Annotated in this window: 15 protein-coding genes and 1 pseudogene; 6 read left to right on the top strand and 10 right to left on the bottom strand. The window is 65.4% G+C overall.

What is annotated here, in order from left to right:
- Positions 1–19 precede the first annotated feature (19 nt).
- From FJ950_RS20125 to FJ950_RS20110, 4 genes are read right to left on the bottom strand one after another with little or no spacing between them, the layout of a single operon-like run.
- On the bottom strand, positions 20–1,156 hold the full coding sequence (locus FJ950_RS20125; RefSeq protein WP_140618111.1) for an ABC transporter permease: 1,137 nt from the start codon (positions 1,154–1,156) through the stop codon (positions 20–22).
- The gene (locus tag FJ950_RS20120) at positions 1,153–2,073 is read right to left on the bottom strand and encodes an ABC transporter ATP-binding protein (protein ID WP_140618109.1); all 921 of its coding nucleotides are present in this window, start codon (positions 2,071–2,073) and stop codon (positions 1,153–1,155) included. Before FJ950_RS20120 ends, FJ950_RS20125 begins: the two co-directional genes overlap by 4 nt.
- Positions 2,070–3,023, bottom strand: coding sequence for an HlyD family efflux transporter periplasmic adaptor subunit (locus FJ950_RS20115; protein WP_140618107.1), 954 nt, complete (start codon positions 3,021–3,023; stop codon positions 2,070–2,072). The genes FJ950_RS20120 and FJ950_RS20115 overlap by 4 nt, the downstream gene beginning before the upstream one ends.
- The gene (locus FJ950_RS20110; protein WP_140618105.1) at positions 3,020–3,739 is read right to left on the bottom strand and encodes a CerR family C-terminal domain-containing protein; all 720 of its coding nucleotides are present in this window, start codon (positions 3,737–3,739) and stop codon (positions 3,020–3,022) included. Before FJ950_RS20110 ends, FJ950_RS20115 begins: the two co-directional genes overlap by 4 nt.
- 92 nt (positions 3,740–3,831) lie before the next feature.
- On the opposite strand from FJ950_RS20110, the gene FJ950_RS20105 reads away from it, so the two are divergent.
- Complete coding sequence (locus tag FJ950_RS20105; RefSeq protein ID WP_015314767.1) at positions 3,832–4,305, top strand: CYTH domain-containing protein; 474 nt, start codon at positions 3,832–3,834, stop codon at positions 4,303–4,305.
- A complete protein-coding gene (locus FJ950_RS20100) occupies positions 4,302–5,246 on the top strand; it encodes a CHAD domain-containing protein (RefSeq protein ID WP_140618104.1) in 945 nt (314 codons plus the stop codon). Before FJ950_RS20105 ends, FJ950_RS20100 begins: the two co-directional genes overlap by 4 nt.
- A gap of 21 nt (positions 5,247–5,267) precedes the next feature.
- Here FJ950_RS20100 and FJ950_RS20095 read toward each other — a convergent pair whose 3' ends face one another.
- Positions 5,268–6,071: a helix-turn-helix transcriptional regulator gene (locus FJ950_RS20095; protein WP_140618102.1), complete on the bottom strand. Its 804-nt coding sequence runs from the start codon at positions 6,069–6,071 to the stop codon at positions 5,268–5,270.
- Positions 6,072–6,184: 113 nt separating this feature from the next.
- On the opposite strand from FJ950_RS20095, the gene FJ950_RS20090 reads away from it, so the two are divergent.
- Together FJ950_RS20090 and FJ950_RS20085 are read left to right on the top strand one after the other, a co-directional pair.
- Positions 6,185–7,045 (top strand): ATP/GTP-binding protein, encoded by an 861-nt coding sequence (locus FJ950_RS20090; protein ID WP_140618100.1) that lies wholly within the window; start codon positions 6,185–6,187, stop codon positions 7,043–7,045.
- A gap of 117 nt (positions 7,046–7,162) precedes the next feature.
- On the top strand, positions 7,163–7,780 hold the full coding sequence (locus FJ950_RS20085) for a DNA-3-methyladenine glycosylase (RefSeq protein ID WP_140618415.1): 618 nt from the start codon (positions 7,163–7,165) through the stop codon (positions 7,778–7,780).
- Here FJ950_RS20085 and FJ950_RS20080 read toward each other — a convergent pair.
- From FJ950_RS20080 to FJ950_RS20065, 4 genes are all read right to left on the bottom strand, one after another.
- Positions 7,770–9,500, bottom strand: a complete 1,731-nt coding sequence (locus tag FJ950_RS20080; RefSeq protein ID WP_140618099.1) for a SulP family inorganic anion transporter — start codon at positions 9,498–9,500, stop codon at positions 7,770–7,772. The two genes, FJ950_RS20085 and FJ950_RS20080, sit on opposite strands and share 11 nt — an antisense overlap.
- Before the next feature lie 62 nt (positions 9,501–9,562).
- The gene (locus tag FJ950_RS20075) at positions 9,563–9,841 is read right to left on the bottom strand and encodes a helix-turn-helix transcriptional regulator (RefSeq protein WP_023771988.1); all 279 of its coding nucleotides are present in this window, start codon (positions 9,839–9,841) and stop codon (positions 9,563–9,565) included.
- 275 nt (positions 9,842–10,116) lie between these two features.
- Positions 10,117–10,821 carry a phosphatase PAP2 family protein gene (locus FJ950_RS20070; RefSeq protein WP_140618413.1) on the bottom strand — a complete coding sequence of 235 codons (705 nt, stop codon included), beginning with the start codon at positions 10,819–10,821 and terminating at the stop codon, positions 10,117–10,119.
- A gap of 8 nt (positions 10,822–10,829) precedes the next feature.
- On the bottom strand, positions 10,830–11,171 hold the full coding sequence (locus tag FJ950_RS20065; RefSeq protein ID WP_140618097.1) for a hypothetical protein: 342 nt from the start codon (positions 11,169–11,171) through the stop codon (positions 10,830–10,832).
- A 168-nt stretch (positions 11,172–11,339) separates the two neighbouring features.
- Between FJ950_RS20065 and FJ950_RS20060 the strand changes: the two genes are divergently transcribed.
- Both FJ950_RS20060 and FJ950_RS20055 read left to right on the top strand, forming a co-directional pair.
- Positions 11,340–12,731, top strand: a complete 1,392-nt coding sequence (locus FJ950_RS20060; protein WP_140618095.1) for a sensor histidine kinase — start codon at positions 11,340–11,342, stop codon at positions 12,729–12,731.
- The gene (locus FJ950_RS20055; protein ID WP_015314757.1) at positions 12,728–13,390 is read left to right on the top strand and encodes a response regulator transcription factor; all 663 of its coding nucleotides are present in this window, start codon (positions 12,728–12,730) and stop codon (positions 13,388–13,390) included. Before FJ950_RS20060 ends, FJ950_RS20055 begins: the two co-directional genes overlap by 4 nt.
- 117 nt (positions 13,391–13,507) lie before the next feature.
- Here the strand turns inward: FJ950_RS20055 and FJ950_RS20050 are convergent.
- Positions 13,508–13,830, bottom strand: a pseudogene (locus FJ950_RS20050) (hypothetical protein); the annotation flags it as partial.

Below are 13,830 nucleotides of genomic sequence, written 5' to 3'. Positions count from 1 at the left end.
CGGCACAGTTCAGCTCTCGTCAGTCCAGCGTGCGCCTGAACCGCACCAGCGCCACGCCGGCGAACAGCGCCACGAAAACCGCCAGCCAGCCGATCTCGGTCGCCACCGCCGGCAGTTCCGCGCCCTTCAGCATCACCGCGCGGGTGATGCGCAGGAAATGCGTCAGCGGGAAGATCTCGCCGAAGGTCTGCGCCCAGTCCGGCATGCCGCGATAGGGGAACATGAAGCCCGACAGCATGATCGACGGCAGGAAGAAGAAGAAGGTGAGCTGAAGCGCCTGCATCTGCGTGCGTGCGATCGTCGAGATCGTGTAGCCGAGCAGCACCAGCGACAGCACGAACACCAGCACCGCCGACAAAAGCAGCGTCATCGAGCCGGTGAAGGGGATGGCGAACAGAAGCTTCGACGCCGCCAGCACCACCACCACCTGCACCGCGCCGACCGCCAGGTAGGGCAGCACCTTGCCCATCATGATCTCCAGCGGGCTCGACGGCATCGCCAGGAGATTTTCCATCGTGCCGCGCTCGGTCTCGCGCGTCAGCGCGATCGAGGTCATCATCACCATGGTCATCTGCAGGATAACGCCGAGCAGGCCGGGCACGATGTTGTATTGCGAGATGCCTTCGGGGTTGTAGCGGCGGTGGACGACGACATCGAGCTGGCCCCGGGCGGCTTCCGCCGCGGCTTCCTGCGTGCCCTGCGCTCTCAGCAGCGCCTGGCCGGCGATGGTGCCGAGCGTCGAGATGGCGCCGCTGGCCACCGCCGGATCGGTGGCGTCGGCCTCGATCAGGATTTGCGGCTTGTCGCCGCGCTCGACGCGCCGGGCGAAATCGGCCGGGATGGTGACGACGAAGGCGACGTCGCCGCGCGCCATCAGGAACTCGGCCTCCTCGGCGCTTTGCGCGACATGGTCGAAGCGGTAATAACCGGTGGTCTGCAGCGCCGCGACCATGGCGCGGGTATAGGGATCGCTGCTGGTCGCCACCAGGGCCGCCGGCAGGCTTTTCGGGTCGTTGTTGATGGCGTAGCCGAACAGCACGAGCTGGATCAGCGGCACGCCCAGCATCATGGCGAAGGTGATGCGGTCGCGCCGCATCTGGATGAACTCCTTGATCAGCAGGGCGCCGAGCCTGGCGAAGGAAAAGACGCTGTTCATGCCATGTTGTCCTTCGATCCCGACATGAACTGGATGAAGACATCCTCCAGGCTGGTTTCGCCCGGCGTCACCGTTACGCCCTTGTGCTCCCTCTCGACATCGGCAAGCGCGGCCTCGAGCTTCTCGCGGTCGGAACCGACGACGTGCAGCGTCGCGCCGAACGGCGCCACCTGGTCGACGCCGGGGCGGCCTTGCAGCGCTTGCGCCACCTCGTCGAGCTTTGGACCCTGCAGCACGAAGGTGGTCAGGCCCGCATTCTTCACCACCTCGGCGACGGTGCCGGTGGCCAGCATCCTGCCATAGGAGATGTAGCTGATGCGGTGGCAGCGCTCGGCCTCGTCCATGTAATGAGTGGACACCAGCACGGTCAGCCCGCCGCTCGCCAGGCGATGGATCTCGTCCCAGAACTCCCGCCGCGCCTTCGGGTCGACGCCGGCCGTCGGCTCGTCCAGCAGCAGCAGTTTCGGCTTGTGCATGATGCAGGCGGCCAGCGCGAGGCGCTGCTTCCAGCCGCCGGACAAGGTGCCGGCCAGCTGGTTGCGGCGCGTCGTCAGGCCGAGCTCCTCCAGCGTGCGCGAGACATAGTCCTCGACCGGCCGCAGCCGGTAGAGCCGCGCCACGAATTCGAGGTTCTCGCCGATCGTCAGATCCTCGTAGAAGGAGAATTTCTGCGTCATGTAGCCGACTTCGCGCTTGATCCTGAGGCTGTCGGTGCGGATGTTGAAGCCCAGCACCGTGCCTTCGCCCTCGTCCGGCGTCAGCAGGCCGCACATGATGCGGATGGTGGTGGTCTTGCCCGAGCCGTTGGGGCCGAGGAAGCCGACGATCTCGCCCTCGGCGACCGACATCGTCACATGGTCGACGACGGTCTTGTCGCCGAAGCGTTTGACCAGGCCGTGAACGTCGATGGCGTTCATTTTCCCATATCCGCGAGATCGACATCGACGATCTGGCCGGGCTGCAGCGGCCCCGCATCGCCCTCCGGCCGCGCCTCGACGAGGTAGACCAGCTTCTGCCGGTTTTCCAGGGAGTAGATCACCGGCGGGGTGAATTCGGGATCGGGCGAGACATAGCTGACGCGCGCCTTCACCTCCGGGCCACAGCCGTCGCAATGGACGCTGAGCAGGCTGCCGACCTTGACCGAGGAGAATGCGCTTTCCGGAATATAGACGCTGAGCTTCACCGCGCCGTCGGGAAGCACCGAGATGACCGGCGCGGTCGGGCCCGCCGTGTCGCCGGGATTGCGGATGACGTCGTTGACGCGGCCGGGCGAAGGCGCCGCCAACACGCGTTTGGAGAGCCGCCATTGCGCCTGATCCAGTGCCGCCTGCGCCTGTTTGACCTGATTGTCGGCGGCCTTGATCGTTTCGGCGCGCGCCGGCAGGCCGCCGACCGCCAGGTTGGCCTCCGCCTGGCCGACCTGCGCATTGGCCGTCTCCAGCGTCGCGGAAGCCGTGTCGAAATCTGCCTGCGTGCCGGCGCCGCGTTTGAACAGGTCGCTGGCGCGGTCGAATTTTCGCTTGGCGTCGGCGGCCTGTGCCTTGGTCATGTCAACCTCGGCCTTCAGCACGGCGATCTCTTCCGGCCGCTTGCCGACCTGGAGATCGGCATACTGCGCCTGCGCCTGGGCCAGCGCCGCCTGCGCTTGCGCCACCGCGATCTTGGCGTCGGCATTTTCGAGTGTCACCACGGTGGCTCCCGGCGTGACGCGGTCGCCGCGCTTCACCGCCACCGTCTCGACCTGCGCCACCTCGATCGGCGCCAGGAGCACATAATCGCCCTCGACATAACCGACGGCGAGCGGTGCCGCCGGCGCGCAGCCACCGAACAATTGAGCGGCGAGCGGCAGCGAACACAGGAAGCTCATTGTTTTGGTCCCTTCATCCCTGGCCCCTTCCGGGCGGCCAGTATGGCGTCGAGATTGTCCGTGGTGACCGCCACGACCTTGGCGACCTCGGCGGCACCGATGTCGCGCCAGCCCATGCGGCGCATGACAGCTTCGCGGCCGATGCGGAAATAGATGACCTGGCCGATCAACGTGAACACGGTGAGCCGGGTGCGTTCGCTCTCGGCCGGCTCGCCGGTGGCCTGCTCCCACATTTGGCACAGCCGACGGTGCGTCGGCTCGAAGACGCCGTCATAGATGCGGTCGAGCGCCGCCGTCGGATGCGAGAGCTCGCGCAGCACGAATTGCACGATCTCTCCGGCCTGCGGCTGAGCCACGATGAAGCCGACCATCCGCTCGAGTGCCGTGAAGAGCTGCGCGCGCGCCGCCTCAGGATCGCTTGCCGCCGCCTGTCCGTGGCCGAGCCCCTCGCCGGCGCCCAGTGCCTGCCCTGCGACGCCCTGGATGGTCTCGACGATGAAGTCGGCGGCAGCGGCGCGAAGACCTTCCTTGCCGCCGAAATGATAGGCGATCGAGCCTATATTGGCCCCCGCCTCGGCGGCAATTTCGCGCGTCGAGGTGCCGTCGAAGCCCTGCCGCCCGAACAGTTTCAACGCCGCCTGGACAAGCGCGGCGCGCGTCGGCTCTGCCGGGGAGGTCTCGCGGCGGGGTCTCTTGGCATCTGGCAATTTGATCATGCCAAAAGACCTTAATCAATCGATTGATTAAGGTCAACTTGTGTGCGGCGCTGTCTTGCCATCGCGCGCGGCAACCGCTTTAGTGCGCGGCCATGGGCAAGGAAGTCGAGCGTAAGTTCCTGGTCTCCAGCACCGCATGGCGGGATCTGGCGGAAGCGGATATCCGCATTCTCCAGTTCTATCTCGCCACGGCACCCGGGCGAACCGTCCGCATCCGCATCAGTGATGGCGCCTCCGCCAAGCTGACGCTCAAATTCGGCAGCAGCGCCCGCGAGCGCGACGAATTCGAATACCCGATCCCGCTGGCGGAGGCGGTGGAGATGCTGGACTTCGCCATCGGACGTGTCATCGAGAAGACACGTCACCATGTTAGGCATCGCGGCTATCTCTATGAAGTCGATGTCTTTGGCGGTGCACTGGCGGGACTTGTGGTGGCCGAGCTCGAGACGCCGGAAGAGGTTCCGGACGAAATGCTGCCTGACTGGCTCGGCCGGGAAGTGACCGGCGAGCAGAAATTCTACAACGCGTCGCTCGCCCTCGGGGGGATACCGGAGATCGCCGCATGAGCTTTCGTATCGATCCGCGCCTGCCGCTGACCGGCGAGGTCAGGCGTATCCTTGCCGAGGAGATCGGCAAGGCCCTGCTGCATCTGGAGACCGCGCACACCCGGCCGGAACAGGGGCTGCACAAGTGCCGCAAGCGGCTGAAAAGCGCGCGTGCCTTGTTGCGCTTGGTTCGTTCCGGCAACGAAACATTCTGCACTACGGAAAACCAGTGCTATCGCAATGTCGCGGCGCTGCTTGCCGGTCCGCGTGAAGCCACGGCCCTGATCGAAACCATTGATCGGCTGGCGGCGGGCTTCGCCAGGGAAAGCGTTGATGGCGGGCTTGATGCCGTGCGCGACAGGTTGATCGCACGCCAGCATGATCTGCACGAAGGCGCCGGCCTGAAGGCGGCGATCGGGGCGGCCACCGCCGCCTGCGAAGACGGCCTGAAGCGCATCGAAACCCTTGCTTTGCCCGATCAGCCGGAACAGGCCGCCGACGTGCTTGCCGAAGGCGCCCGCGTCGCCTTGCGCCGCGCCAGGAAGGCACTCGACAAGGCCGGCACGCGCGGTGAGGCCGACGATTTCCATGACCTGCGCAAGGCGGCCAAGACGCATGGCATGCACCTGTCGCTGCTGGGCAGGCTATGGCCTACCCCGATCAAGGCGCGGCGCAAGGCCGTGGATGAACTGGGCGAGCGGCTCGGTGAACTGCATGATGTGTTCGTCATGCGCGCGCTGCTCGAGGCGGACAGCGAGCCGCTGGGGCCGCCCGAGGACACAAAACTTCTCGGCAAGTTGCTCAAGCGCTCGGAAAAGAGCCTCAGGAAAGCCTGTCTCGCCGAGGCCGCCGAACTGTTCGGCGACAGCCCCAGGCACGCGACGAAAAAGCTCGCCCGCAAGGCACGCGACGATCTCGCCGGTGCCTCGTCCGCTGATGATCTTGCCGCCAGTGCCGGCTGATGGCGGCGGACCTCGGCCGGTCTAAGCTGGTAGCGGCCGCCGGCCTTTTGCCAGGGAAGGCTGGTCCTCCATCCGCGCCCCGGCGTCGCGTGGATGCGGCCCGATCGGCGTGATCGCCTCGAACGGCGTGGCGCCAAAGGCAAAGGTCCACTTGTAGCCGATCAACCCGTCCTCGGGCGTGGTGTGCTGGTCGTGATGGGCCAGCAGTCTCGCCCGGTCGGCCAGTTCCTCGGCCTCGCGCCGCACCATCTCCGCCGTCTCCGGACGCATTCGCCTGGAGAAGCTGACGAAGGTCGCCTCCTTCTCGATATGGGTGATGGCCCAGCCGATGAAATTCTTGTTGGTCATTTCGAACAGCGGCCTGAGCGGCCCCTCGAAATTCCACTGGATCGGCGTTTCGACCAGCAGTTTCGCCGACAGGCCACGGCCAAGCGCGATCAGGCCGAGTTGCTCAAGGTCGCGCAGATAGAGGAACATCGAGGCCTCACTCAGGCCTTGCGAGCGCCTGATGCCTTCAGGCGTGAATTTTTCCGACAGCATGACGAAGACGAACAGCAGCGCCGGCCGGCTGGCGAGCCGTCGCTCGATCTCGGGCGCGATGTGGTTGACCGGCCCCGGCCCGCGGTTCATCGAGCCGAGCACGTTTTCCAGTTCGACGCCGGCGGCGGCGCAGATCTCCACCAGCCGGTCGAGCTTGCAGTTCTTCTCATGGAAGATGCGCTTCACCGTCGGCTCGGAAACGCCCATCCGTTCGCCGAGCTCACGATAGGTGACACCCTTGGCCTTCAGTGTCCGTTTCAGCGCCTCGAAGATTGGGCCGTTCATGGGATGCGCCTCTTGCTGGCGGTTTCGTATCGATATTCGATACTAGCTTCAATCCGGCTTCCCGAGAAGTATCGAAAATCCTAGCTGTTCACTGACATCACAGGAGAGCAGCCATGAACATTGTCGTCACTTCCGCCTTCATCGTCGCCATCGGCATTGCCGCCGCCCAGGCCGCCCAGGCCGACGAGCTCTGGCGCGCAACGGGCCTCGAACAGCCTGAATCGGCGCTGTTCGACGCCGCCAACGGCCGCATCATCGTTTCCAACATCGTCGGCAATCCGGGCGACGCCGACGGCAACGGCTACCTCAGCCTGCTGTCAACGGATGGCAAGATGGTGAGCCAGCACTGGACCGACGGCATGGACGCGCCCAAGGGCATGGCGATATCGGGCGGCAAGCTCTATGTCGCCGACATCACCAAAATCCGTGTGGTCGACCTCGCCAGCGGCAAGCTCATCGCCAGCATCGTGGTCCCTAACGCGGTCTTCCTCAACGACATGACTGCGGATGCCTCGGGCAAGGTCTACGTCACCGACATGCTGGCGGATGCGATCTACCGCATCGACGGCGACAGGCCGGAACTGTTCGTCAAGGATCTGCTGCTGGCCTCGCCCAACGGCGTGTTCGCCGATGGCGACAGGCTGATCGTGGCCTCCTGGGGCAAGGGCATCAAGGCCGACTTCAGCACGGCCGAGCCCGGCGGGCTGCTGGCGGTCGACATCGCCAGCAAGGCGGTGACGCCGCTGGCGGGCGCCCAAAACTTCGCCGACCTCGACGGCGTCATCGCCATTGGCGGCACCATCTATGCGACGGCCTACATGACCGGCACGCTCTACCGATACCGGACCGGCGGCGGGCCGGAAGCGGTGGCGCATTTCAAGCCGGGCAGCGCCGATATCGGCACCGACGGCAAGTCGATCCTCTACGTGCCGCTGATGAACGAAGGCGAGGTCGCGGCGCTCAAGATCGAATGAGCGCTGGCGTCCGCACGACCTTCGCTGACAGCCGTGGATGGAGCGTGGTAGGACGGTCCCTCCACGGCAATGGTCAAGGAGGTGTGCCATGGACGACCGGGAGATCAGAGCGGCCCGATGGATCCCGTGAGCCACAGCGACAAGCATCGTCCGCTCGCGCGAGAGGAGCTGCCGGACGATACGGCCGCCCTCGCCCGGTTTCTCCTAGGCAAGCTGGTGGTGCGCGACTTGCCCGAAGGCAGGGTCAGCGGACGGATCGTCGAGACGGAAGCCTATGTCGTCGGTGACGCGGCCGGGCACGGCTTTCGAGGGATGACGCAGCGCAACCGGTCGCTGTTTCTCGAAGCCGGGCACGCCTATGTCTACCTCGCCTATGGCACCTCCTTCATGCTGAATGTCTCGAGCGAGACGAAAGGGGTCGGAACCGGCGTGCTGATCCGGGCGCTGGAACCGCTGGAAGGCGTCGCGATCATGCGGCTGAACCGAGGCGTCGAGCGCCTGCGCGACCTGGCGCGCGGGCCCGGGAGGCTGGCGGCGGCGTTGCGGATCGATCGTTCGCTCGACGGGATCGACCTGTGCCGGAAAGGCCCGCTGTGGCTCGCCCACGATGAATGTGAGCCCGGCGCGATCGGACAGGGCATCAGGATCGGCATTTCGAAGAACGCCGACCGCCTGCTGCGGTTCTACGTCAGGGAAAGTCCGTTCGTCAGCGGCCCGGCATCGCTCAATCGCTGAGAGACGGCTGCTTCGCCTCTTGTCTCCCCGCCAATTGGTCCCGCGCGTCGCGGATCGACGCGGCATAGGTCACCAGCGGCGGCTTGACGCCGTGATTGATCAGCATGCGCCGGATCTGCGGCGAGGCGCCCGAAATGATGAAGCGCACGCCGGCGCGCCCCGCCTTGTGGGCCGCGCTTTCGATGACATTGGCCGCCGTCGAATCGAAAAGCGGCACAGCCGAACAGTCGAGCACGAAGTTGCGGCGCTGGTCGGCGATGCGGTCGAGCACGCTGCCGACAGTGGACGCGGCACCGAAGAAGAAGGCGCCCGAGATGCGGTAGACGACGGTGTCGGCGTCGCTTGCCTCCGCGGAATCATAGGCGCGGGCGCCGCCGACGCTGTCGGCGACATCGTCCTGCGCAAGGTCCGCCTCGACCGCGACGGACTTGGCCATGCGGTCGATGAACAGGATCGAGCCGAGCGCGAAGCCGACGACGATGCCCTCGGTCAGGTCGCGGAAGACGACTATGAGGAAGGTCGCCATCAGCACCAGCGCATCGCCGCGCGATGCCCTGAGCAGCGTGGCGAAGGCTTGTTTCTCGACCATGTTCCAGCAGACCACCGCCAGGACGCCGGCAAGGGCCGCGAGCGGGATGTAGCTGGCAAGCGGCGCCGCCACCAGCATCAGCACCAGCAGGATTCCCGAATGGACCATGCCCGAGACCGGACCGTGTGCGCCGGCCCGCACATTGGTGGCGGTGCGGGCTATGGTGCCGGTGGCGCAGATGCCGCCGAACAAAGCGGACGCGACATTGGCGAAGCCCTGCGCCACCAACTCGCAATTCGAGCGGTGCCGCCGGCCCGTCATGCCGTCTGCGACGACGGCCGACAGCAGCGATTCGATGGCGCCGAGCAGCGCGAAGGCGATGGCGTCCGGCAAGACGTCGAGCATCCTGCCGAAGCTGACGGGTGGCATGCCAGGCCATTGCAGGCTGCGCGGAATGCCGCCATAGCGCGTGCCGATCGTCTCGGCCGGCAACGCCAACAGCGCCACGACCAGCGAGGCGAGCCCGATGGCGATCAACATGGCCGGCCATTTCGGCCGCCAGCGCTTCAGCAAGACGATGGTCGCGATGGTCAGCGCCGCCACGCCGGTCGCCGCGAGGTTGATCGTGCCGGCTGCTTCGCCAAGCGCGATCAGCTTGGGCACGAACGGTCCGGGCTCCCGGCCCGGCAAGGTCAGCCCGAACAGTTCGACGATCTGGCCGGAGAAGATGATGACGGCAATGCCGGCGGTGAAGCCGACAGTGACCGGATAGGGAATGAACTTGATGTAGGTGCCGAGCCGGAGATAGCCGATGGCAATGAGGAACACACCGGCCATCATCGTCGCCAGCAGCAGGCCGTCGAGGCCGACGCGCGCCACCGTCGCCGCCACCAGCACGATGAAGGCGCCGGCCGGGCCGCCGATCTGGAAGCGGCTGCCGCCCAAGGCCGAGATGATGAAGCCGCCGACGATGGAAGTGTAGAGGCCACGCTCCGGCGTCACGCCCGAAGCGATCGCGATCGCCATCGACAGCGGCAGCGCGACGATGGCGACAGTCAGCCCGGCGATGACATCCGCCTTGAAATGCGGCAGCCGGTAGCCCTCCCGCCAGACCGTCACCAGCTTCGGCGTGAACAGCTCGGAGAATGTCGGCTTCACCGCCTGATGCACTGCCTGACGCGCTTGATCCATGGACTGCCCCTGCAAAAGGCGGCGGGATCGTCGGCAGGACTGTCGGCGGTCGCCGTCGCGACTTATTCCGGCTCAGCCTTGGGTTCCGGCGGCATGGCGGGCTTGAGACGCACGCCCCTGCCGCCGCGCTCGCTGGCCTGGTTCTCGCCGATCAGTTCCACCCCTGCTTCGTCGAGAGCCTGGATGACCTTCATCAGCGTATCGACCACGCCCCTGACCACGCCGCCGCTCGCCTCCATGCGCTGGATGGTGGGAAGCGAGACGCCGGCGCGCTCGGCGAGCGTCCTCTGGTCGATGCCGGCCAGCGCCCTTGCGGCGCGCATCTGCGCGGCAGTGATCATCGGCCGGAATCCCCGTCTGAGCCTGCTGGCGTAACGTATAATACCATCATTATCATGTTTCAAGCATCATCATATCGGTTTTAGACGTAACCACTGCCACCTGATGCCCATTTTCCTCGATACCTGCCAGGGATTTCAGGTAGGGTGGCATGCATCAGACGCAGGGGGTACGCGGGTGAACGTTTTCAAGACCATGGTAATATCGGCAGGCTTGCTGTCGACGGTTCTGATACTGACGGGCTGCGGAGGGCACCTCATCAACAGGTTGATCTGACTCAGTCAGGCTCCTCGCTCACCGCCTTGCGCCGTTGCAGAAGCCTCGCCACCAACCAGCATAGCATCGCCCAGGCGAAGCCGGCACACCAGCCCGCCAGCACATCCGAGGGCCAGTGGACGCCGAGATAGATGCGGCTGACGCCGACCAGCACTGTCGTCAGCACCGCCAGGAACAACACGTAGACCTTGGTCGTCCGGCCCGGCAGGAAGCGCGCCGCCAGCGAACCGAGCGTGAGGTAGGTCACCGCCGACAGCATGGCATGGCCGCTCGGGAAGGAAAGCGACGTCTCGTTGACGAGATGCGAAACCAGTTCCGGGCGCGGCCGGTCGACGCCGACTTTCAGCAGGCTCGACAGCACCTGGCCGCCCGCCACGGCAACGAACATGAGAAGCGCCGTCGCCGGGCGGCGGATCAACAGCAGATAGATGATCGTCGCCGCCGTGATCAGCACCACAACACTGGAGCTGCCGAGGCTGGTGATGTCGCGCATCGCGCCTTCCAGCCATGGCGGACCGATCGGGATCGCCGGTTGACCGGCCTGGCGGAATGCAAGCAGGATTTCGGTATCGAAGGCGTGCGGCGTGGTGGCCCGTGCCACCTCCATCAATTCCTCGAACGCCCACAGCCCACCGGCGATGACCAGGCCGGCCAGCAGCACCGGGAATTCGACCCGGTTGAGCAGAGCTTTCGCGGCGTTCTTCATCGGCACCGTTACAACCGCCCTTGCAGATAGGGCCCAAGCGTGATCAGCGCCACGGCCGCGATTGCCAGCGCGATGCCGGCCGCCTGCAACGCGTTGACGCGCTCGCCGAAGAACACCAGCGCAACGACATTGACCGAAACCAGCTGGATCACCGCCGAGAGGCTGAACGATACCGACATGCCGAACTCGCGGATCAACCGCAGCATGATCAGATTGCCCAGCGAATAGAGCGCCAGCGTCAGCAGGATCTTGCCGAGGCTGGGCGCCAGCCCCCATTGCTTGGCGGCGGTCGCCGCCAGGAGGAAGATCACCGTCGAAAAGCCGAGCTGCAGAAGTCCCGAAAAACTCAACGTCCCGTCCCCCTCAAAGCGCCTTTTGCCTGATATCGCCGACCTTGTTTCCGAAGCGTGCCGGAACGTCAAGCGACGTCGTTCAAACGAGGGTCTTGGCAACGGCGAGACTGAAGCTCAATGTGCCGGAATCGCCCAGCCTGTCGATAGAGGGGCGGTCAGGGGTTCATGATTCGTATTTTTCAGAACTTGGCGCGGCGCTGGAGCGAGCTTTCCCTTGCCCTGCAATTCGTCGTTGCCGGCGGTTTTGGGCTGCTGGTCGTCATGGTGATCGTCGGGACTTGGGTGACGACGCAGATCCGGGACGGCGTCACTCGCAATTCGGCCGCCACGACGGCGCTCTATGTCGACAGCGTGATTGCGCCGCTGCTGCCCGACCTGCGCAAGAGCGAGGAGCTCAGCGCATCCGTCAAGCAGGCGCTCGACGAGACGCTCGGCCAGGGCGCGCTCGGCAAACGCCTGGCATCCTTCAGGCTCTGGCGCCGCGACGGCACGATCCTCTATGCGAAGGACTCGGCTTTGACGGGTCGCCGCTTCGACCTGAACGACAATCTGCGTTCTGCCTTCCAGGGCAGCGTCGTTGCCCAGTTCGATACATTCGACGAGAACGAAGACAAGGAGCGGGCCGCGGGTGTGCCGTTGCTCGAGATCTACAATCCAGTGCGCGAGCCCTGGTCCGGCGAAGTGGTCGCCGTCACCGAGTTTTACGAGGTCGCCAGCGATTTCAAGGCTACCCTGGCTTCCGCCCTGCTGTCGAGCTGGCTGGTCGTGGCCGGGACCACCTTGACGGCATTCCTGCTTCTGTCGGGCATCGTCCTGCGCGGCAGCCGCATTATCGACGACCAGCGCGGGGCGCTGCGCCGCCAGGTGTCCGAGCTGCAGGGCCTGGTGACACAGAACAGCGCCTTGCGGCATCGTGTGCAGCGGGCGTCCCGCCGCGCCACCGCGCTCAACGAAAGATATCTGCGCCGGATCGGCGCCGACCTGCATGACGGCCCTGCCCAGCTCGTGGCGCTGGCCGCGTTGCGCATGGACAGTCCGGTGTTTACCGGCGACGGGCATGGCAGCGAAGGCCGCTCGACCGAAATCGCCATGATCCGCAAGACGCTGGAGGATGCGATGCGCGAGATACGCGGCATCTGCACCGGCCTGGTCCTGCCGCAGATAGAAACGGCGGCGGCGGCGGACGTGCTGCGGCTGGCCGTCGAGGAGCATGAGCGCCGGACGGGCACATCGGTGACGCTTACGATGCCGAGACATTTGCCGGAGCCCGGCGCTTCTGAGAAGATCAGCATCTATCGTTTCGTGCAGGAGGGGCTGAACAATGCCTTCCGCCACGGACGGGGCAAGGATCAGGCGGTGCGTGCAGGCATGAAAAATGGTAGGCTTTTCGTTGAAGTATCGGACGGCGGACCGGGCTTCGATCCGGCGCGGGCCGAGGGGTTGGGCCTTGCCGGCCTCAGGGAGCGGGTTGAAAGCATTGGCGGCCAATTCGAAACACTCACAGGGCCGAAAGGCACGAAGCTGGTGATCCGTCTTTCGGTCGAGGAGCAAGCATGATCGGCGCCATCCGCATTGCCATTGTCGACGATCATCCGCTGTTCCGCGAAGGCGTGACGCGCAGCCTGTCGGAGATCGGCGGCTTCGAGATGGTCGGCGAAGGTGCGACCGCGCAGGACGCGGAGCGCATCGCCTCGACCATGCAGCCCGACATATTGCTCATCGACATTTCAATGCCGGGCGGCGGCCTGGCCGCGGTTGCCAGCATCCTTGCCGACCATCCCGCCCAGAAGATCGTCATGCTGACCGTTTCAGAGGCGAATGCCGATGTGACCAAGGCCTTGAACGCCGGGGTGCTCGGCTATGTCCTCAAAGGCGTCGGATCGCGTGCGCTTGCCGATATCCTGCGCAACGTGGCGGCCGGCGAAAGCTATCTTTCGCCGATGCTGTCGGCCCGGCTGCTTTCCGACGTGCAGTCCTTGCAGCCCGCCAACGGCGTGGCGGACCGGCTGCGGCAACTCACCGGCCGGCAGACCGAAATCCTGCGGCTGGTGGCGGAGGGACTGAGCAACAAGGAAGTCGCCTTACGCCTGGAGCTGCAGGAGAAGACCGTCAAGCACCACATGACGGGGGTGCTGTCGAAACTCAACGTGCGAAATCGTACTGAAGCGGCCCTCATCATGCGCGAGTTTCGCGACCGCGACAGGGACCGTTCGTAGCCATCGTGGAACGCCGCGAAACGAGGTCACCTCCGCCGGGGGGCGGCGGAGGTGACGTGTGAAACTGGTCGTTGCCTGTTGACCAGCTTCACAAGGCGAAATTCATAGGGCCGAAATTCAAAGCGCCTTGAGACGGCTGGCGTCGGCCGGTGTGGCACGGCGATCGATGATCGTGCGGCCGAGCTTATCCTTCATGCTGAAACGGCCGTTCTCGATTTTTTCCGTCAAGCCATCCGGGTGCTGAACTGTAATCTTGTTCCCATCCACGTCGACCGTGTCGCCGGTCGTGGCGTTGACATGGCTTGTGCTCTGGTTGCCCTGGCCCTTACCCTTTCCGCTATTCCCGCCGCCGCTGTTACCGCTATTGCCGTTGCCGCTGTTTCCTCCATTGCCGCTGTTGCCGCCACCGCCACCGCTGTTACCGCCCCCCCCATTCCCAC

Source organism: Mesorhizobium sp. B2-3-14, assembly GCF_006442175.1.
In the GTDB taxonomy this organism is placed as follows: Bacteria; Pseudomonadota; Alphaproteobacteria; order Rhizobiales; family Rhizobiaceae; genus Mesorhizobium; species Mesorhizobium australicum.
This window is presented reverse-complemented; position numbering and strand designations above follow the sequence as displayed.

What these genes read in the sequence shown, in the direction of transcription:
- FJ950_RS20105 (WP_015314767.1), top strand. Translation starts at nt 3,832, where the DNA reads ATGGGCAAGGAAGTCGAGCGTAAGTTCCTGGTCTCCAGCACCGCATGG.
- FJ950_RS20080 (WP_140618099.1), bottom strand. Translation starts at nt 9,500, where the DNA reads ATGGATCAAGCGCGTCAGGCAGTGCATCAGGCGGTGAAGCCGACATTC.
- FJ950_RS20070 (WP_140618413.1), bottom strand. Translation starts at nt 10,821, where the DNA reads ATGAAGAACGCCGCGAAAGCTCTGCTCAACCGGGTCGAATTCCCGGTG.
- FJ950_RS20115 (WP_140618107.1), bottom strand. Translation starts at nt 3,023, where the DNA reads ATGAGCTTCCTGTGTTCGCTGCCGCTCGCCGCTCAATTGTTCGGTGGC.
- FJ950_RS20095 (WP_140618102.1), bottom strand. Translation starts at nt 6,071, where the DNA reads ATGAACGGCCCAATCTTCGAGGCGCTGAAACGGACACTGAAGGCCAAG.
- FJ950_RS20125 (WP_140618111.1), bottom strand. Translation starts at nt 1,156, where the DNA reads ATGAACAGCGTCTTTTCCTTCGCCAGGCTCGGCGCCCTGCTGATCAAG.
- FJ950_RS20090 (WP_140618100.1), top strand. Translation starts at nt 6,185, where the DNA reads ATGAACATTGTCGTCACTTCCGCCTTCATCGTCGCCATCGGCATTGCC.
- FJ950_RS20110 (WP_140618105.1), bottom strand. Translation starts at nt 3,739, where the DNA reads ATGATCAAATTGCCAGATGCCAAGAGACCCCGCCGCGAGACCTCCCCG.
- FJ950_RS20100 (WP_140618104.1), top strand. Translation starts at nt 4,302, where the DNA reads ATGAGCTTTCGTATCGATCCGCGCCTGCCGCTGACCGGCGAGGTCAGG.
- FJ950_RS20075 (WP_023771988.1), bottom strand. Translation starts at nt 9,841, where the DNA reads ATGATCACTGCCGCGCAGATGCGCGCCGCAAGGGCGCTGGCCGGCATC.
- FJ950_RS20085 (WP_140618415.1), top strand. Translation starts at nt 7,163, where the DNA reads ATGGATCCCGTGAGCCACAGCGACAAGCATCGTCCGCTCGCGCGAGAG.
- FJ950_RS20055 (WP_015314757.1), top strand. Translation starts at nt 12,728, where the DNA reads ATGATCGGCGCCATCCGCATTGCCATTGTCGACGATCATCCGCTGTTC.
- FJ950_RS20120 (WP_140618109.1), bottom strand. Translation starts at nt 2,073, where the DNA reads ATGAACGCCATCGACGTTCACGGCCTGGTCAAACGCTTCGGCGACAAG.
- FJ950_RS20060 (WP_140618095.1), top strand. Translation starts at nt 11,340, where the DNA reads ATGATTCGTATTTTTCAGAACTTGGCGCGGCGCTGGAGCGAGCTTTCC.